The organism is Streptacidiphilus jeojiensis (genome assembly GCF_042510965.1).
GTDB lineage: Bacteria > Actinomycetota > Actinomycetes > Streptomycetales > Streptomycetaceae > Streptacidiphilus > Streptacidiphilus jeojiensis.
The window spans coordinates 664,685-684,634 of sequence record NZ_JBEUKS010000002.1; the positions used below are offsets into that span (position 1 = coordinate 664,685).

At 67.8% G+C, this 19,950-nt stretch carries 10 protein-coding genes and 1 pseudogene; 8 read left to right on the top strand and 3 right to left on the bottom strand.

The window, feature by feature from the left end; translation table 11 throughout:
- Positions 1–3: 3 nt before the first annotated feature.
- Complete coding sequence (locus tag ABUW04_RS08775) at positions 4–567, bottom strand: GtrA family protein (RefSeq protein WP_051726445.1); 564 nt, start codon at positions 565–567, stop codon at positions 4–6.
- A gap of 254 nt (positions 568–821) precedes the next feature.
- Between ABUW04_RS08775 and ABUW04_RS08780 the strand changes: the two genes are divergently transcribed.
- From ABUW04_RS08780 to ABUW04_RS08795, 4 genes and pseudogenes are all read left to right on the top strand, one after another.
- Complete coding sequence (locus ABUW04_RS08780; RefSeq protein ID WP_380563849.1) at positions 822–1,961, top strand: 5-(carboxyamino)imidazole ribonucleotide synthase; 1,140 nt, start codon at positions 822–824, stop codon at positions 1,959–1,961.
- 30 nt (positions 1,962–1,991) lie between these two features.
- A complete protein-coding gene (gene purE, locus ABUW04_RS08785; RefSeq protein ID WP_030264189.1) occupies positions 1,992–2,519 on the top strand; it encodes a 5-(carboxyamino)imidazole ribonucleotide mutase in 528 nt (175 codons plus the stop codon).
- Positions 2,520–2,527: 8 nt separating this feature from the next.
- Positions 2,528–3,742, top strand: a complete 1,215-nt coding sequence (locus tag ABUW04_RS08790; protein ID WP_380563851.1) for a dipeptidase — start codon at positions 2,528–2,530, stop codon at positions 3,740–3,742.
- Between the two features lie 175 nt (positions 3,743–3,917).
- Positions 3,918–5,557, top strand: a pseudogene (locus tag ABUW04_RS08795) (amidohydrolase).
- Positions 5,558–5,644: 87 nt separating this feature from the next.
- On the opposite strand, the gene ABUW04_RS08800 reads toward ABUW04_RS08795, so the two are convergent.
- Positions 5,645–6,310, bottom strand: a complete 666-nt coding sequence (locus ABUW04_RS08800) for a hypothetical protein (protein WP_380563852.1) — start codon at positions 6,308–6,310, stop codon at positions 5,645–5,647.
- Entirely contained in the window at positions 6,307–7,131 is an 825-nt protein-coding gene (locus tag ABUW04_RS08805; protein WP_380563853.1) for an ABC transporter ATP-binding protein, read from the bottom strand. Before ABUW04_RS08805 ends, ABUW04_RS08800 begins: the two co-directional genes overlap by 4 nt.
- A 726-nt stretch (positions 7,132–7,857) precedes the next feature.
- Between ABUW04_RS08805 and ABUW04_RS08810 the strand changes: the two genes are divergently transcribed.
- The 4 genes from ABUW04_RS08810 to ABUW04_RS08825 all read left to right on the top strand — a co-directional run bounded on the left by ABUW04_RS08810 (position 7,858) and on the right by ABUW04_RS08825 (position 19,949).
- A complete protein-coding gene (locus ABUW04_RS08810) occupies positions 7,858–17,055 on the top strand; it encodes a LamG-like jellyroll fold domain-containing protein (RefSeq protein ID WP_380563855.1) in 9,198 nt (3,065 codons plus the stop codon).
- A 22-nt stretch (positions 17,056–17,077) separates the two neighbouring features.
- The gene (locus tag ABUW04_RS08815; protein ID WP_380563857.1) at positions 17,078–17,677 is read left to right on the top strand and encodes a DUF6000 family protein; all 600 of its coding nucleotides are present in this window, start codon (positions 17,078–17,080) and stop codon (positions 17,675–17,677) included.
- Positions 17,678–18,753: 1,076 nt separating this feature from the next.
- The gene (locus tag ABUW04_RS08820; protein WP_380563858.1) at positions 18,754–19,086 is read left to right on the top strand and encodes a hypothetical protein; all 333 of its coding nucleotides are present in this window, start codon (positions 18,754–18,756) and stop codon (positions 19,084–19,086) included.
- A 299-nt stretch (positions 19,087–19,385) separates the two neighbouring features.
- Positions 19,386–19,949, top strand: a complete 564-nt coding sequence (locus tag ABUW04_RS08825) for a Uma2 family endonuclease (RefSeq protein WP_380563860.1) — start codon at positions 19,386–19,388, stop codon at positions 19,947–19,949.
- Position 19,950: the final 1 nt, after the last annotated feature.

Here is a 19,950-nt window from a genome sequence, read left to right on the forward strand (position 1 = left end):
GGGTCAGAGCTCCTTGGCCCGGGCCTTCAGCTCGGAGTGCTCGGTGCTCAGCTTGACCTGCTCGGCGGCCAGGATCCGCTCGGCCTGGCCGACCGCGTCGGCCGCCCCGATCACGTCCGCGGCGGCCTCGGGGATCGCTTTGAAGACCCAGGTCCGGTAGGACCAGAAGCGGAAGACGGTGGCGACACCGATACCGACGACGGTGCACACCAGCTTCTCCAGCTTGGTGTCCAGGCCGAGGCCGTAGGTCAGCGCGTAGAGCACGGCGTTCTGGATCAGCAGGCCGATGCCGCTGAAGATCAGGAACAGGGTGATCTCGCGGGACCTGGTCTTCTTGTCGGCGTTGCGGTACACCCAGTACCGGTAGCCGATGTAGTTGGTGCCGATCGCGATCAGGGTCGCCACGATGTTGGCGCGCACCGTCTGCATCGAGTCGAGCAGGATGCTGAAGGCGACCAGCTGGACGACGACGCCGACTATGCCGACGATCCCGAACTTGGCCAGCTCATGCACGAGCCGGCGCAGAACGTTCGGCGCTGCGGGCGCGGGATCGGGGCTCGAAGTCATCGGTGTCCGTCTCTTTCAGGGCTGTGGGGGGGAGCGCATCTCATGCTAGTTCGCGTACCCGCTCCGTCGCCGGGCCAGCGCAGGCATCTCATGGGACTCACACATGAGTCCTGGCTGCAGAACTTCAAGGTTCCACGATAGACGATCCCTGTGGGACCCGGACGGGCCGTCGCGGCAGGGGGCCGGGCCGGAACTGTGCCCACCGTCCTGGCCTGCGGTGATGTCGATCCGCGGGCACCTATATCCTCAGGGGTGTGACTTTTCCAGTAGTCGGCATGATCGGCGGCGGGCAGCTAGCCCGAATGGCTCACCAGGCGGCGATCCCGCTGGGTGTGAGGTTCAGGCTGCTCGCGGACACCCCGCAGGACTCGGCAGCGCTGGTGGTGAACGACGTCGTCCTCGGTGACTACCGCGACCTCGACACCCTGCGGCGGTTCGCGGCCGGCTGCGACGTCATCACCTTCGACCACGAACACGTGCCCACCGAGCACCTGCGGGCGCTCCAGGCCGAGGGCGTCGCGGTCAGGCCGGGGCCGGACGCGCTGGTGTTCGCGCAGGACAAGGGGCTGATGCGGGCCCGGCTGGATGCGCTGGGCGTGCCCTGCCCCCGGCACCGGCTGGTCGCCGACCCGGCGGACGTCGTCGCCTTCGCGGCCGAGGGCTCCGGGTTCCCGGTGGTGCTGAAGACCACCCGCGGCGGCTACGACGGCAAGGGCGTCTGGGTGGTCCGCGACGAGGCCGAGGCGGCTGAGCCGTTCCGGGCGGGCGTCCCGGTGCTGGCGGAGGAGAAGGTCGACTTCGTCCGGGAGCTCGCGGCGGATGTCGTGCGCTCCCCGCACGGGCAGGCCGTCGCCTATCCGGTGGTGGAGTCCTGGCAGAAGGACGGCATCTGCCACGAGGTGACCGCCCCGGCCCCCGACCTCTCCGCGGACCTGGCAGCCGAGGCGCAGGCGCTGGCGCTGCGGATCGCCGGGGAGCTGGACATCACCGGCCACCTCGCGGTCGAGCTGTTCCAGACCCGAGACGGCCGCATCCTGGTCAACGAGCTGGCCATGCGGCCGCACAACTCCGGCCACTGGTCCATCGACGGTGCGGTCACCTCGCAGTTCGAGAACCACATCCGGGCCGTCCTCGACCTGCCGCTGGGCGACCCCAGGCCGCGGGCCCGCTGGACCGTGATGGTCAACGTCCTCGGCGGCGACTACCCGGACATGTACCACGCCTACCTGCACTGCATGGCCCGTGACCCCGGCCTGCGCATCCACATGTACGGCAAGGACGTGAAGCCCGGTCGTAAGGTTGGCCACGTCACAGTCTTCGGGGACGACCTGGACGACGTCCGGGAGCGCGCCCGCCATGCCGCCGCCTACCTGCGCGGCGACATCACTGAATGAGACTGAATAAGTCAGACAAGGGGACAACGCATGCCTGAGCAGCCGTTGGTCGGCATCGTCATGGGGTCGGACTCCGACTGGCCGGTGATGGAGGGCGCAGCCAAGGCCCTGGACGAGTTCGAGGTCGGCTACGAGGTCGACGTGCTGTCCGCGCACCGGATGCCCCGCGAGATGGTCGAGTACGGGGAGCAGGCCGCCGGCCGCGGCCTCAAGGCGATCATCGCGGGCGCGGGCGGCGCCGCCCACCTGCCCGGGATGCTCGCCTCGGTCACCACCCTGCCGGTGATCGGCGTCCCGGTGCCGCTGAAGTACCTGGACGGCATGGACTCGCTGCTGTCCATCGTGCAGATGCCGGCCGGGGTCCCGGTGGCGACGGTGTCGATCGGCGGGGCCCGCAACGCCGGGCTGCTGGCGGTCCGTCAGCTGGCCGCGTTCGACCCCGAACTCGCCGAGCGGATGCGGGACTTCCAGCAGGAGCTGAACAGCCAGGCCACCGACAAGGGCAAGAAGCTGCGCGCCAAGGTCAACGGCGGCAACAGCTTCGGCTTCGGGAGCTGAGCGGACGGATGAGCGAACCGACGGTCTGGACCGCCCCCGCGCCCGAACTGCTGGACCGGGCCCGGGCGCTGCTCGCCGAGCATCCCGTCGTGGACGGGCACAACGACCTGCCCTGGGCGCTGCGCCGGCAGGTCGGCTACGACCTCGACGCCCGTGACATCGCCACCGACCAGAGCGCCCACCTGCACACCGACCTGGCCCGGCTGGCGGCCGGCGGTGTCGGCGCGCAGTTCTGGTCGGTGTACGTGCGGACCGACTTCACCGGCGACCGGGCCGTCAGCGCCACCCTGGAGCAGATGGACTGCGTGCGCGCGCTCGCCGCCCGCTACCCGGACCGGCTCAGGCTCGCCTTCAGCGCCGACGACATGGAGGCGGCCCGTGCCGAGGGCCGGATCGCCTCGCTGATGGGCGCCGAGGGCGGACACTCCATCAACGGCTCGCTGGCCACGCTGCGGGCCCTGCACGCCCTGGGCGTCCGCTACATGACGCTCACTCACAACGACAACCTGCCGTGGGCCGACTCCGCCACCGACGAGCCGGCCGCCGGCGGACTCACCCGCTTCGGCGAGGAGGTCGTCCGGGAGATGAACCGGCTCGGCATGCTGGTCGACCTCTCGCACGTCTCCGCGGACACCATGCGGGACGCGCTCAGGGTCACCCGCGCGCCGCTGGTCTTCTCGCACTCCTCCTCGCGGGCGATCTGCGACCACCCGCGCAACATCCCGGACGACGTGCTGGAGCAGCTCGCCGTCAACGGCGGTGTGGCGATGGCCACCTTCGTACCCAAGTTCATCCTCCCCGAGGCCATCGCCTGGACGAAGGCCGCCGACGCCAACCTGGAGGTCCACGGCTTCCACGCGCTGGAGACCACGCCGGAGGCGATGGTGGTCCAGCGGGCGTTCGAGGCGGCGAATCCGCCGCCGCGGGCCTCGGCGGCGACGGTGGCGGACCACCTGGACCACATGCGCGAGGTGGCCGGAGTCGACCACATCGGCATCGGCGGCGACTACGACGGCACGGCCTTCACCCCTGACGGCCTCCAGGACGTCTCCGGCTACCCCAACCTGATCGCCGAACTCCTCGGCCGGGGCTGGTCGGAAGCCGACCTGTCCAAACTGACCTGGAGCAACGCCGTCCGGGTGCTGCGCGAGGCCGAAGGGGTCGCACGGTCGCTCGTCGGGGAGGCACCGTCCATCGCCACGATCGAGCAACTGGACCACTGAGCCCGGGTGCGGTCCTGCATGGTCGGTCGCGCACGCTTTTCATCAAGCACAGCCCCGCGCCCCTGGGGGCTGCAACTGGCTCAGTTGCAAACGTGCAGGGGCGCGGGGCTGTGCTTGTTAAAAGCATGCGCGACAAACCAAACGCCCACGTAGAGCGCACCACCCTGGAGATCGCATGCCCACCCCCCACGCCGACCTGGTCCTCACCGGCGGCCCCGTCCTCACCGTCGACGGTGCCCGCAGCCGCGCCCGCTCCGTCGCCGTGACCGCTGGCCGGATCACCGCCGTCGGCCAGGACGAGGTCCGCGAGCTGATCGGGCCGAAGACGGAGGTCCTCGACCTGGCCGGACGGCTGCTGCTGCCCGGCTTCCAGGACGCGCACGTCCATGCCGTCTACGGCGGTGTGGAGCTGGGGGAGTGCGACCTCACCGGCACCACCGACCCGGACGAGTACCGCCGCCGCATCCGCGCCTACGCCGAGGCCCACCCCGAGCGGGAGTGGATCACCGGCGGCGGCTGGTCCATGGAGAGCTTCCCCGGCGGCACCCCCACCCGGCAGTTCCTGGACGCCCTGGTCCCCGACCGCCCCGTCTACCTGCTGAACCGGACCACCACGGGGCCTGGGCCAACACCCGTGCCCTGGAACTGGCCGGACTCGACGCCGTCACGGCGGACCCGGCCGACGGACGGATAGAACGCGAGGCCGACGGGACCCCCAGCGGTGCCCTGCAGGAGGGCGCGACCGGCCTGGTCGCCCGCCTCGTCCCGCCGACCACCCTCGCCGACCGGGTCGCCGGGCTGCTGCGGGCGCAGCAGTTGCTGCACTCGCTGGGCATCACCGCCTGGCAGGACGCCCTCCTCGGCGTCTTCAACGGCCAGCCCGACCCCGCCGAGGCCTACCTGGTCGCGGCCTCCGAGGGCCGGCTCACCGCGCGGGTCAACGGCGCGCTGTGGTGGGACCGTTCGCGCGGCGCCGAGCAGATCCCGGAGCCGGTCGAGCGGCGCCGGCGGCTGCGGGTGGGCCGGTTGCGGGCGGACTCCGTCAAGATCATGCAGGACGGCATCGCCGAGAACCACACCGCCGCGATGACCAACCCCTACCTGGACGGCTGCGGCTGCCCGACCGCCAACAGCGGCCTCAGCTTCGTCGACCCGGACGCGCTGCGGGACTACGTCACCGAGCTGGACGCCCTCGACTTCCAGGTGCACTTCCACGCCCTCGGCGACCGTGCCGTGCGCGAGGCGCTGGACGCGGTCGAGGCGGCCCGCAGGGCCAACGGATTCCGCGACACCCGGCACCACCTAGCCCACCTGCAGGTGGTGCACCCGGACGATGTCCCGCGCTTCCGCGCGCTGGGCGCGGTCGCCAACCTCCAGCCGCTGTGGGCGGCGCACGAGCCGCAGATGGACGAGCTCACCATCCCCTTCCTCGGCGGGGACTCGGCGCAGTGGCAGTACCCGTTCGCGGACCTGCTGCGCGCCGGAGCGACGCTGGCCGCCGGCAGCGACTGGCCGGTCAGCAGTCCGGACCCGATCGAGGGCATCCACACCGCGGTCAACCGCAGGGGGTACGGGGACGACGACGCCCGGGTCTTCCTGCCGGACCAGCGGCTGGACCTCGGCACGGCGCTCGCCGCGTACACGGCCGGATCGGCGTACGTGAACCACCTGGACGACAGCGGGACCATCCGCGTCGGCGCCGTGGCCGACCTGGTCGTACTGGACCGGGATCCGTTCGCGGGACCGGCCGAGGAGATCGGGGCGACGAAGGTCGAGCAGACCTTCGTATCAGGTGAGCGGGTCTGGTGCGGATAGTGCATGGCCGGCCGCGCAGTTCCCCGCGCCCCTACACGTTTGCAACTGAGCCAGTTGCACTTGCTAGGGGCGCGGGGAACTGCGCGCTCAACCAAATGCCTGCGTAGAGCGCGAAGCCGACCGCACCACGACACCCCCACAGACGGCAAGAAGCAGCAAAGCCGCAGGCAGGGGCCACCACGGGAAGACCGTCGGACCGGGTGACGCCGCGTCACGAATCGCTGCGTTCACCGGTGACCACGGCGCCACCAGCAGCACCACCGACGCCGCCGCCAGCGTGAGCACCCCGGTCGCGGGCCGCCGCACCAGCGGCGGTGCGCAGAGGGCGCCCAGCGCCACCCCCATCAGCAGCCCCACGACGATCGCGGCAGCGCCGTCGCGGGCAGTGGCGGCGAGCGCCACCGGGGCGCCTCCCGGTGGCGGGCTGCTCATGGTCCACTCGAACGCCCCGGCGACCGCCGCCAGCACCGCGCCCAGCCCCAGCGCGACGCCCAGCGCAGCACCCTGCACCCGTCGTGGCCCCGCGGCAGCGGACACGCAGGCGCGGGCCGCGGCCGGCTCCCCGGTGAGGACGGTGCGGGTGAGCCAACCCGCTCCGGGCACCAGCATCCCGGCGCACCAGCCCAGCGAGTCCCCGTACTGCTGGCCGCCGAAGACCCCGGCGACGATCAGCACCGCGAAGAACAGCACCGGCGGCAGCCACCGCTGCGAGCGCAGCAGCAGCGCGAGTTGATAGCGGATCAGATCGCTCACCGGCCGGCCTCCACCCGGGCGATGTGGACCAGTGGGTCGGCGAGCAGGGCCCGCAGGACCTCGTCGCTGTGCCGGGCGTCGGCGGTCAGCCGGACCGTGTCCGGGGACGGTTCGCCGACCGTGCTGACCCCGACCAACTCGGCCAGGCCCTTGGCGCCGCCGAGCCGACCGGTCACGGTGATCACCATGGTCGGACTGCCCGGACCGGAGCCGTCGGTCGTCACCGAGCCGTCCCCGACCTGCCAGTGCAGCGCCGGCAGCCCCGCCAGCCGGGTCGGGTCGTGGTCGACGAAGAGCACGGTGCAGCCCTGTTCGACCCGCTCGGCGACGGCCGCGTCCAGGGTGGCCCTGGCGTCCTGGTCGAGCCCGGTCCAGGCCTCGTCCAGGACCAGCAGCTCCGGGTCGCCGACCAGGGCCTGGGCGACGGCGACCTTCTGGCAGGTCCCCTTGGACAGTTCGGCGAGCGGGGTGCCGGCGAAGGCCGCGGCCCCGAGCCGCTCCAGCATGGCCGTGGCCCGCCGGGCGGGTTCGGCACCGTGCAGACCGTGCACCCGGCCCAGATGGCACAGGTAGTCATGGGCGGTGAAAGGGAGCGCGGCCGGGAACCGCTCCGGCACGTACGCCCGGCGGGCGGGCCGTTCCCGTACGGCGCCCCGGTCGGGCTCGCACGCCCCGGCGACCAGCCGCAGCAACGTCGACTTACCGCCCCCGTTGCCACCGGCCGCCCGGACCAACTGCCCCTGGTCCAGATCCAGACTGACGTCCCGCAGCACCCAGGGCTCACGGCGGCCGTAGCGGACGGCGATGCGGTCGAGTCGCATGCGGCACAGCGTAGATCCCCCCGGACCGAATGTGTCCCCGTTCCGGGGACAGGTAGGGCGCGAGGGGGCAGCGGATCACCCGCTCACCGATAACCCGTCGACAGCCCCTGTGCTGTTCCCCACACGAATCAGCCTGTGCGGATTCCGGCTCCGATCAGAGCAATCCCTGTGGGGAAACAGTGCCCATCCACATATCAGCAGGCTGTGGTTCCGGGTCCTTAGTTATCAGGTAGCCCTGAATCGATCTGAGGGTATTGCCGGGGGCCTCCACTGATCCGCTACAACTCTCCTTGCCGTCTTCACGTGATCATGTGTCATGCCTCGTGTACCGGCTCCTTGTCGTGAGTTGGCGTGAGCCGAAAGGGCCGGTGCCCAGTGGGGCGATTTGCGCGGTGGCGGGTGTGGTGCGCCGTGGTCACGGTGGTTGTCGCGGTCTGGTCGCCGAACGGGGCCGCCTTCGCCGCGACACACAGCGCCCCCTCGATCGGCTCCGGGATTGACGACGTCTTCAAATGGCTTGCCGCGGAGGACGATTCGGGTCCGTCCTCCACTACGGGATCGGCCTCGGACGTACGGGTCACGAAGGCGGGCAAGGGGAAGGCAGCGGGCCGGGTACCGAGCAAGGGGAAGGGGCAACTGGCGGCCGCGAGTGTGACGAACGCTTCGGTGGGGCAGTCCACCTCGACGGATGTGCCCAAGGGTTTCAACGCACGGACGAGTTCCCGAGTGGCGACCAAGTCTGGGGCGCAGTTCGACTACTACGAGAACGCCGATGGTTCGGTGACCAAGCGGGTCTCCCAGACCCGGATCAACTACCTGGACTCCTCCGGAGGCTGGCAGCCGATTGACACCTCGGTGGCGAAGGGCAGCGACGGGCGCTGGCACGAGAAGTCGAACGCGCTGGGGGTCTCCTTCGCTGCCAGCGTTTCGTCCGGCACGCGGACGTCGGCCTCGTCCGCGACCGGCTCAGGCTCGGTGCGCTCGGCGGTGGCGACTTCCGCCCTCCCGTGGAAGGTGACCCAGGCAGCCGCACTGTCGGATTCGACGGTGACGAGCGGGTCCTCCTCCGGTGAACTGGCAACCCTGGACATCTCCGGCTCGGAGTCGGTGGCGTGGTCCCTGGCAGGGGCGAACGAGGTCACGTCGTCGGCGTCGGGCTCGTCGGTGGAGTACGACGGGATCCTGACCGATACGAACCTGGTACTGCAGCCGACCACGGATGGCGTGAAGGAGTCACTGGTTCTCACGGCCGCCGACGCGCCGACGACCTGGGTGTTTCCGATGTCGCTCAAGGGTCTGACCCTGACTACCGCTTCGGACGGCACGGTCGAACTGGTGGACGCCGCGGGCGCGGTGGCGGCGACGCTGCCACAGCCCTTCGCCCGGGACTCTTCCGTGGACCCGCTGACGGGCGAGGCGCACGAGGACTGGGCGATGTCCTACTCGGTGACCGAGGTGGACGGGTCGCCGGCGATCGAGCTGTCGCTGGACCCGTCGTGGCTGGCGGACTCGTCGCTGCAGTTCCCGGTGACGGTGGACCCCACGATGACGGTGTCGATCGCGGGCAAGACCGACACGACGTACGTGTACTACCCGAACACCTATGACTACTCCTCCGACACGATGCTGCGGGTGGGCACGCCCGACGGTGGGTCCTACATCGCGCAGACCTTCATGAAGTTCCCGTCCCTTCCGGACACGGACGGGTATCACATCACCGACGCCGACCTGCACCTGTTCGACATCTGGGCGTACACCTGCAGCACGAGCACCACCTACAGGGTGTACCCGATATCGGAGTCATGGAGTGTCACGGGCTCGAAATCGTGGTCGGACCGGCCGGACACGGCGGACTCGATCGGGTCGTGGTCAGGAACGGCCTCATCCTCGGTCTGTGCCAACACGTCGGTGTCAACCAGCGTGGGGGAGTGGCAGGACACGGACCTGGACACGACGTACTTCCAGGACATCGCACTGGGAAGCACGACCAACTACGGCCTGTCGGTGTTCTCGTCGGCGACGAGTTCCTACCAGTGGAAGAAGTTCGCCTCCTCGCAGGTCTCGGACCATTCGCCGTACATGACGCTGACGTATGCCAAGAACGTCGCCCCCGATATCGAGCACACGTATCCGAAGTCCGGATTCTCGTCGCCGTCGCTGACACCGCAGTTGCAGGCCAAGGCAGTCGATCCGGACACCTGGCCGAATTCGGCGCTGAAGTACGATTTCGCGCTGTACTCGTCGGCGGGCACGCAACTCGACACCTCGGGCTGGCAGTCCTCGGCGAAGTGGACGGTGCCCTCGGGGGATCTGTCGTGGTCCACCTCGTACTACTGGAAGGTGTCGACCTACGACGGTTGGTCGACGACCGTCAGCGGTCAGCAGGCGTTGGGTACGCAGGTGGCGCAGCCGCTGGTCGCCTCCAGGCTCGCGCAGAACGGCGGGCACGGGTACGACGAGGAGGCGGGTAACTACACCACCTCGGTCACCGACGCGAAGGTGACCACGGTGGGACCCTCGCTGGCAGTCACGCGTGCGTACAACTCGCTGGATGCACGCAGCGGCGCGGCATTCGGTGCCGGCTGGTCCTCGATCGCCGACATGCGCGCAGTGATGGATGCCGACGGGTCCAAGAACGTGGTGGTCACCGACGACGGAGGGCAGGAGCTCCGCTATGGATACTCCTCGGCGGGCTACACGCCACCGTCCGGCACCTACGCCACGCTGAAGGCGCTGTCCTCGGGATATGCGCTGACGGAGACCTCGGGGACGACGTACACCTTCGCCACGGCCGGGGGAACCAACATCTGGCTGCTGTCGAAGATCACCACACATGCGGGTCTTTCGGAGACCTTCGGGTACAACTCCTCGTACCAGCTGACCCAGGTGACCAACTCGTCCTCGGGGCGGTCGCTGTCCTTCACCTGGTCCACACCGTCGGGGGCCGCTCATGCCCATGTCGCCACGGTGACCACGGACGATGCGACCAGCGGCAGCACGTCCACCGCAGTGCTGTGGAGCTACGGGTACACCGGGGACAAGCTCACGAAGGTGTGCCCGCCGTCGGAGTCGGCGTCGGCGACCGCGTCGAGCTCGTGCTACTCCTACAGCTACAGCGCGGGATCGAACTATCCGGCGGCCGTCCTGGACGCGGATCCGGCCGGGTACTGGCGGCTGGACGAGGCATCGGGGACCTCGACAGCTGCCTCGTCGGTGCTCGCCAACGAGCAGACCGACGCGGGCAGTTACAAGAACACCACTCTGGGCGGCAGTACAGGTCCGTTGGTCGGCTCGTCGGCCACAGCGGCGACCTTCGCCGGGACCGGCTATGTGAAAGTGCCGGCGGCGCCGCTGCACGCCAGTACTTCCCGCGCGGTTTCCCTGTGGTTCAAGACCTCCAGCGAGGGAGTCCTGATCGGGGACCAGTCGGCGTCGGTAACCGGGGCCACCGCGGCTTCGGGGACGTGGACGCCGGTGCTGTACGTGGGTTCTGACGGGAAGTTGCACGGTCACTGGTGGAGTGTCAGTGGTTCGGGCAGTGCGGATTTCGGTTCGACTTCAACGGTCACCGACAGTGTCTGGCACCATGCGGTGCTCTCGTCGAACGGTTCGACGCAGACGCTGTACCTGGACGGGGTCAAGCAGGACACCTTCTCGGGCACCCCCGACGACCAGTCGAATGTGTACACCTATGTCGGGGCGGGTTTCGCGGACGCCTGGATCGACTCACCCGGCGATGTCTCCTACTTCACCGGCTCGATCTCCGATGTCTCCTTCTACAGCGCTCCGCTGACCTCCTCGCAGGTCAGCGACCTGTACACGGCGGGGAGCAGCAGTGCGGCGTTCATGACCAAGGCCACCAGCCCGGCCGGGCGCACCACCGCGCAGGTCTCCTACGACACTGCGGCTGACCGGCTCACCTCAGTGACCGACGCGGACGGTGGCACCTACACGCTCGGCTCGCCCACAGTGGCCGGTTCCAGTGCGGTCTTCCACGGTGCGGTGCTTGGAGCGGACCCCACGGGCTACTGGCAACTGGGCGATGACTCCTCAGCCACCTACGCCGCGGACGAGGTCAACGGCGGGGAAGGCACCTACAACGATGCGACGTTGGGAGTCACCGGCCCGTTCAGCGCGAAGGACTCCACCGCGTCCACGGCGGCGAGCTTCGGGGGATCGGACTCCTACGTCTCGGTGGACGCGAGCATGCTGCACGCCAGCACCGACCGGGCGGTCTCGTTGTGGTTCAAGACCTCGACCTCCGGAGTGCTGATCGGGGACCAGTCCGTGGCCATCGACGGCACCACCGCGGCTTCGGGGACGTGGACGCCGGTGCTGTACGTGGGTTCTGACGGGAAGTTGCACGGTCACTGGTGGAGTGTCAGTGGTTCGGGCAGTGCGGATTTTGGTTCGACTTCAACGGTCACCGACAGTGTCTGGCACCATGCGGTGCTCTCGTCGAACGGTTCGACGCAGACGCTGTACCTGGACGGGGTCAAGCAGGACACCTTCTCGGGCACCCCGGACGACCAGTCCAACGCACTGACCTACATCGGGGCCGGATATGCCAAGAGCTGGATCGACTCACCCGGCGATGTCTCCTACTTCACCGGCAGGATCGCCGAGGTCGCCTTCTACAGCCACGCCCTGACAGCCACGCAGGTCACGGCTCAGTGGCAGGCGTACAAGCAGTCCTCGGGCACGGTGGCCACCGAGACGGTGGACGTCACCGATCCGGGCGGGAACACCTTGTCGTCCGTCTATGACCTGTCCGACAGCGGTCGGATCCTGTCGCAGAGCGACGGTACGGGCGGTACCACCTCCTACGGGTACGACATGGCCGGGTTCGTTTACACCACGACCGATCCGAACGGGAACGTGACCACCACCGGCCACAACTCGCGTGGGGACGTCGTCTCCAGGACGACCTGTCAGGACCTGTCGGCCTCACTCTGTTCGACCTCGTACTACACCTACTACCTGGATTCGGACTCGGACACCGATCCGCGCAACGACAAGCTGCTGACATCGTCCGACGGGCGTTCGTCCAGTTCCTCGGATACCACCTACCGCACCGTGGACACCTACGACACCAACGGCAACCTGCTGACTGCGACCACTCCGGCGGTCACCGGCCACAGTGCGGGGCTGACGACCACACGGGCGTACACCACGGCCTCGACGGCCGGGTATGTCTCCGGGACCACGGTTCCGGCCGGGCTGCTGGCCTCGGTCACCACCCCGGGTGGAGCCGTTACCGGCTACCTCTACTACGCCGACGGCGATCTCGCCCAGACCACTTCCCCGCTCGGGCTGATCACCCGGTACACCTATGACGGCCTCGGGCGGGTGCTGACGGAGACGGAGGTCTCGGACACCTACCCGGGTGGTCTGGTCACGACGTACAGCTACGACCCGCTGGGGCGGACGATGTCCGAGACCGACCCGTCGACCACCGACGCCGTGACCGGCACCGTCCACACCGCTCGGACCAGCTACAGCTATGACGCCGACGGAAACACACTGACCACCACGGTGGCGGACACCACCGGCTCCGATTCCTCCCGCACCACCACGGACACCTACAACGGCCAGGGCGAACTGGCCACCACTACCGATCCGATCGGCTACGAGACCAGCTACAGCTACGACGCCTTCGGCAACCGAACCGGGGAGAGCGACGCGAACGGGCAGGAGTACGCCTACACCTACGACGGCGACGGCGACCTGCTGACCACCACTCTGACCAACTACACCGGCTCCTCCGCGACCACCCAAACCGCCGCCGGCAAACTGCTGGAGACCCGCACCTACGACGCGGCCGGGCAGCTGTCCACCGTGACCGACGCGATCGGCGTCACCACGAGCCATGCGTACTACGACAACGGGCTGACCAAGCAGGTCACCGAGACCGGCTCCTCGGGCAGCAGCTACGTCGACGCCGCCGATTCCTACGACGACGCCGGCAATCTGATCGAGAAGACGACCAAGAACGGCACGCTGACCACCGACTACACACTGGACGCGGCCGACCGCACCACCGCCGTCGCGGTGGATCCCTCGGGTGCGGACCAGGTGACCGCCTACACCTTCGACGCTGACTCGCACCCGCTGACCTCCACCCAGACCGACACCGCCGGAGACACCGCACAGAAGTGGACGTACACCTACGACGTGGCGGGAGACAGACTCACCGCAGTCCACGCCTTGAGCAGTAGCAGCGGGCTGACCACCAAGTGGGGGTACGACGAACGCGGGCTGAAGACCTCCATGACCAATCCGCACGGCAGCGTCTACACCTACAGCAACGACGAAGCCGGACAGCTGACCAGCACCATCGCTCCCCAGGTCACCACCACCACGCCGGGTACCGGAGCCACCACGGCCGTTTACCCGACCACCCTGGAGGGCTATGACACCTTCGGTGACCGCACCGAGGCCGAGGATGCGCTCGGCGACATCACCGCCACCGCCTACGACGCAGACGGGCGCAAGACCGGGACCACCCTGCCGACCTACAACGGCACCTCTGCCACCACGGCCTGGACCTACGACGCGGACGGCAACACGCTGACCGAGACGGACGCCGAGGGCAACGAGACCGACTACAGCTACGACCAGCTGGACGACATGGTCGAGAAGACCAATCCCGCCATCTCCATCGCGGGTACCGCCACGCAGGGAACCTGGACCTATAGCTACGACCTGGCCGGCGACCAGCTGACCCAGACCTCCCCCTACGGATCGGTCACCCACACCGGCTACGACGACCTGGGCCGCACCAGCAGCACGTGGGCGTACGTGTACACGTCCACCAGCGCCACCAGCAAGCTGCTCACGACCAGTACGTACAACACCGCGGGCGAAGTCGCCAAGACTGCCTCGGCCAGTGGGGTGAGCGCCACTTACACCTACGACGCGCTGGGCCAGACCCTCACCGAGGCCGACACCACCGGCGACACCACCCACTACAGCTACGACCTGCTCGGTGATGTGACCAAGACCGTCCTGCCGGACAGCAGTATCCAGGCCGCCACCTACGACGCCGCCGGACGCATGACCGCCACCGCCAAGGAGTCCGCCGGCGGCACCGTCCTCAGTTCCACCTCGGCCACCTACAGCGCCAACGGCTACCTCACCAGCAGCACCGACGAACTGGGCAACACGACCACCTTCGGCTACGACGTCCTGGGCGAGCTCACCTCGCAGGTCGAGCCGGTCGACGCCACCACCTCGATCACCACCAAGTACGGCTACGACGCCGACGGCAACCAGACCGCCTACAAGGACGGCAACCTGGCCTGGACCTACTACACCTACAACTCGCTCGGCCTGCAGGCATCCAAGGAGGTCCCGGCCGTCACCGGCTACACCAGCACTGCGGACCGCACCACCAGCTACACCTACGACAGTCTCGTTGAGCTGACCACCCAGACCCAGCCAGGCGGAGTCACCCTCACCAACAGCTACGACGCGCTCGGCGACCTCACCTCCGAAAGCCCAGGCGGAGCCGACGCCACCACCGCCACCCGTACCTTCGACTACTCCCTCAACCAGCACTTGGTCGCCTCCGCGACCGGCAGTACCTGGGAGTACTACAACACCAACGCCCTCGGCGACCTGCTCACCGAGACCGGCCAGGCGGGCAGTTCCGGCTTCACCTACAACGCCGACCAGAGCCCGCTGACCCGAACCGATTCCTCAGGCACCAGCAGCTACACCTACGACACCGATGGGCGCCTGGCCACCGACACCGACGCCAGTACCGGGACCACCGCGAGCTACGCGTACAACAGCCTCTCCCAGACCTCCACGATCTCCTACGGTGCGTCAGGGGACGTCCGCAGTTACACCTACGACGCGCAGCACCGCGAGACATCGGACAGGCTCGCCACTTCGGCGGGCACCGCCATCGCCTCCATCAACTACGGCTGGGACCTGGACAGCAATCTCACCTCCAAGACCAGCACCGGCCTGGACGGCGCCTCGGCCAACACCTACACCTACGACGACGCGGGCCGCCTCACCTCCTGGAACAACGGCACCACGACCACGGCGTACACCTACGACGCCGACGGCAACCGCCTCACCTCTGGGTCGACCAGCTCCACCTACAACGCCCGCGACCAGCTCACCAGCGACGGAAGCAGCACCTACAGCTACACCGCCCGGGGCACCCTGGCCGGCAAGACCGACACCGTCACCCAGGGCACCGAGGCCTACGCCTTCGACGCCTACGGTCAGGAGGCCACCGCCGGCGCGACCAGCTACACCTACGACGCCCTCGGCCGGGTCATCACCGCGGGCGCCACCAGCCTCACCTACTCGGGGCAGGACAACACGGTCGCCTCCGACGGCACCACCACCTACAGTCGCGACGCCACCGGCGCCCTCACCGGCGAGACCGGAACCAGCGGTGCGACCCTGGCCTGGACCGACCTGCACACCGACCTCGTCGCCCAGTTCACCGCTACGGCTACCACTCTCACCGGCTCCGCCACCTACGACCCCTGGGGTAACAGCACCGCCAGTACCCTGACCGGCAACCTCGGCTACCAGAGCGAGTACACCGACGCCGCCACCGGCGACGTCAACATGCTCGCCCGCTGGTACACCCCGGGCACCGGCACCTTCGACTCCGCTGACACCGTCGACAACAGCCCTGTCGGCAACAGTGCCAGTGCCAACGCCTACGCCTATACCGACGACAGCCCCCTGACGGGGACAGATCCCACCGGCCACTACGCCTCCGAAGGCGGCGGCGGAGGCGGCGAGACCATCGCAGTCGGCGAGTTCGGCGACATCTCCATCGACTGGGGCGGCGAAGGGGAAGGCGAGGAAGGGGAGACAGCGGCCGAGGTCGCGGAGGTCGACGAGGCGTCCGAGGAGGAGACAAGCAACGAGGAACAGCTCGAAGAGGCCAGGCGCGAGTCCGGGACCCGCCTCACCTCAGGCAACAAGACCAAGACCAGGTCGAAGTCCAGCACCGGCAGCGACGAGAGCACCAACTTCCCGAGGCACTACACCTCATCGACCTCCAGCGCGTCATCCCGCCACCACGGATCGACCCGCCACAGCAGCCGGGCCTCCGCCGCAGCCCAGGCCGCCGCCGACGCAGCCGCCCGCGCCGCAGCCGAACGCGCCGCCGCAGCCCGCGCCGCAGCCCGACGCGCCGCCATCAGAACACACGCCAAACACCTCACCGCCTCCATCGGCAAGAGCAGCCTCACCGTCAGGACCGGCGGCAGGGGCGCCGCAACACCCACCGCCACCGTCAACGCCTCCGAGGACGACGCAGACCCCGCCTCAGACACCCAACTCGACTCCGACACAGTCGGCCAGACCGCCTGCTCCGGCGCATTGCTAGGCTTCCAGTGCACCGCCGAAGGCAACCTCCTCGACCCCGAAACCGGCACCGTCTACTGCAACCCGAGCGGCGCCGGCGCCGGCTACTGCGTGCCACTCGGGGCTGCGTCGGACTTGGAGACCGCTGTACTGGCGGACGACACGTACGGTCCGACGGCTACGGATGTGATCGAGCGGGCGAAGAACTATCACGATGCAGATGGGAAGTATCTCTACCGAGGAGTGACGAATCCTCACCCTCTCCGAGGGCTGGCTCTAGAGGGTATTTCTCAACCGAAGGGCGGCCATAGTGATCCCATGGCACATCAGATGGGTGATATGAACAGTGAATTCACGTCTTGGACGCCTGATCTGGAGACAGCACAGGAGTTCGCGAAGGATGGTGACCTGTACGACCAAGACCTCCTGATTCTGCGAAAGCCGTTCAGCGACTTCAGTCCCAGTCGGATGTCCGTCGCAGGGCAGATGGGTCTTGAAGAGTTGGAGATCCTTGTAAAGGGAACGGTCTCTGGATGTGAGATTAGCTGCAACTACGGACCGTTCGGCCAGCCTCAATAGAATTGTGAAGAGAATGTATGGCATGAGCGAACCATCTGAACCCTTCGTGCGGTATGCACAGCTGAATGGGCGCTACAGAAAGCTGATCGCCGCGAACTTCAGAGATCTCCCAGAGGCGCGAGTTGTCGCGTTCGGGCGGGACTTGGCTACAGATTCGCTCTCGGTCTCCGATGATGAAATCGAAGTACTAATGGCTGAAGGTTGGCGAGGGCGCCTAACTGCCGCATGGCTAGTAGGATTCTCTCGTCGGCTCCAGTTTGCACAGGGCATCAGGAATCTGTTGCAACCTGTCGGAGAGCCTTATGTGGGAAAGGGTTACTGTTTCGCCCTGGCGAGATTCGGAGGAGAGGAAGATGCCCTCGCGCTCGAGGATTACCTGGGGGTCTATCTATGCCAGCCAGGTATGAGCACTGATTGCGGGTGGGCAATGGGCGCCCTGTCGGTGATCGATGCGAAGAGAGGCTCCGTCCACTCGCGCCCTCTGCTTGAAAGTGGAGGACCCTGGGAGCAATGGATGGCGGGAAAGAAAATCCTCGACCCGGGATTCTTGGATCGAATGAGGGACCTTATTTATTGGTTGTCCGATTTTGCCGACGAATGCTTGCTGGGCGTTGGCTCGTAGGGGTGTGTGCCATGCGAAGTCTGCAGGTTCCCCGGGCGTCTGTTCCCGCTGGCATCCATATTCTTTCGCGAGTGGCAGCGGGCTGGGTGTCTATCTGATGTGGCCAGCTACAGCTATGGATGATTTCGATTAGGTGCGTGCGAAGGGGGTTGCTCGGGTGAAGGGCCTCGGTGCCATGGGTCGGTTGCGGTCCCGGATGTGGCTGGCAGTAGGCGGCATGGCTCTACTTGTCGTCGTCGGTGTCGCCTGCTGGCTAGGCGGTAAAGGATCCCCCTCGCCGCGCCCTCCGGCGGCTGTGTCGCAGGCGGACTCCCTGGCGCGGGTCTGTCTGCTGGGCGGGGTTGACGCCACGTCGGCTTCTGTGTGGGCCGACTTGCGGCAAGCGGTGGCAGAGGTCGGAAAGACCGTCGCGCAGCGCTACACGGTTCCGCACGGGGCTGATCCCGCCGCGTATGTGAATACTCTGGTGCAGCTTCGCTGCGGGACCGTCGTCGCCGCCAACAGTGCGGCGCGCTCGGCGGTGGCTGCTTGGCTTGCTGCCCAGGGTGCGGGTGTTATCCGTTTCGTGGTGATCACACAGTCTCCGCTCGCTGGGATGACCAGCCTGACTCCCAAGGCGGCGACACCAGCCGCACTCGCCTCGCTGCTGACCGTGGGGTTCACCGCTCCGCCGCTTCCACAGTTGAGGCCGCAATCGTGAGTCAGCGGCTGCCGCAGCCGATACGACCGACGACCGGAACTCCAGCGCTGGGCCGTAGGTAGGGCGATCGGCCTCGCTCGGGGGGCTACGAACTCTTTGGCTCCTCCGGCTCGAGCAACTGCTCCGCACAGTCCGTCACCGGGTCGACGACCTACGCCACAACGAATCCAGGATCCACCAGTTGGACCGTCGGCACCGGTTCGTCAGTATCCGAGTGCGGCCCCTTCGTCGGCCGGGATCTGTGCGCCTCACAAGCAGCACCGCCAAGAGCATCCACACCGACACCCACACCAGAACCGGTAGGCACCGCGGCCGAACGTGCCGCCGCAGCCCGCGCCGCGGCCCTACGGGCCGCCATCAGGAAAGAGGAATCAAAATGACACAGCCGCAACATGTCCCGAATGTGAGTGACGACCGGCTTTGCTGGCTTTCTGTTCGCGACTCGCTTGACAAGAAGGCCCGCAAGCTCGGCTTTTTCGGCCTCCTAGCAGTCATGGGAGGTCGTACTCGGGGCGGTGCACGGCTTGGTGGCAGCGCTCGACGTGACGAGGCATCGGACAAGTTGGCCGACTACGCGTTTGCGGTAGATGCCGCCGCCAATAACCTCACGCCGGAGGAGCGGAGACATCTCCGATCCACCGGCGAGGTGCCCGCTTGGTTTCTCCCCGACGTCGAGCAACGAGCTGCGGAGATCAAGAAGAAGAGGTAGTTCCACGCCTCACCGACACCCAGTTCAGCACCATGTGGAACAGCCTGATCAACCAACGTCTACGCGCACGCTGCGTCACCACCCGCCGGGTCCGCGGACACCTCCACACCGCCTAAGTTCGAAGACCTGCGTTCCTCGCCTTCATCCACGCCGAACGTCATGGCAACGTGGCCTGAGTCCGCCGCGATGCAACCCGTCGTGCTGGACACCTTCACCAGCCGCACCCGCCTCGTTCCTGCGTGGATGACCGTGGGGCCGGTGCGCCGCAGGCTCTAGGACTGGCCCGCTATCGTGGAGTCATGGCGGAGCGGTCGATTTATCAGCACTTGCGTGAGTTTGCTGAGCACTTCGAGCCCCCGGCGCCGTTCGGTCCGCACATCGAGATCAGCGACGGCAAGATCGTCATGATGATGGGCCACTCGGGGGCTCATGACCTGGACGCGATGCGTATTGCCAACCAGCTCACCCGGCAGCTGCCGGAGGGCCTCTTCGCGGGGGGTTTCGACATCGAACATCCGCTTGCGGCGAAGATGCGCCGCCCCGATGTCGCTGTTGTGGACGAGGACGCCGCCGTCACGTCCGAGGCCGTCGACGCCACCGCTGTCCATCTCGCGGTGGAGATCGTCTCTCCCTCCAATCCGGAGAACGACTACATCGACAAGGTCCGGGACTACCCGCTGATGGGCGTCCCCCGCTACCTCATCGTTGATCCCCGCAACGGAACCTGCCTCTACTACTGGGACAGCGACGGCAAGACCTACCGCGAGTCGCGGCCGTACACCTTCGGCGATGTGATCTCCGTGGGCGACTGGACGGTCGACACCTCCGAGCTGGTGCTGTACCCGCCCAAGCGGCATCGCTGAC

Bases quoted from the DNA above. Each gene is read 5' to 3' on its own strand.
- purE (WP_030264189.1), top strand. From the start codon at position 1,992: ATGCCTGAGCAGCCGTTGGTCGGCATCGTCATGGGGTCGGACTCCGAC.
- ABUW04_RS08820 (WP_380563858.1), top strand. From the start codon at position 18,754: ATGACACAGCCGCAACATGTCCCGAATGTGAGTGACGACCGGCTTTGC.
- ABUW04_RS08825 (WP_380563860.1), top strand. From the start codon at position 19,386: ATGGCGGAGCGGTCGATTTATCAGCACTTGCGTGAGTTTGCTGAGCAC.
- ABUW04_RS08790 (WP_380563851.1), top strand. From the start codon at position 2,528: ATGAGCGAACCGACGGTCTGGACCGCCCCCGCGCCCGAACTGCTGGAC.
- ABUW04_RS08775 (WP_051726445.1), bottom strand. From the start codon at position 567: ATGACTTCGAGCCCCGATCCCGCGCCCGCAGCGCCGAACGTTCTGCGC.
- ABUW04_RS08815 (WP_380563857.1), top strand. From the start codon at position 17,078: ATGAGCGAACCATCTGAACCCTTCGTGCGGTATGCACAGCTGAATGGG.
- ABUW04_RS08805 (WP_380563853.1), bottom strand. From the start codon at position 7,131: ATGCGACTCGACCGCATCGCCGTCCGCTACGGCCGCCGTGAGCCCTGG.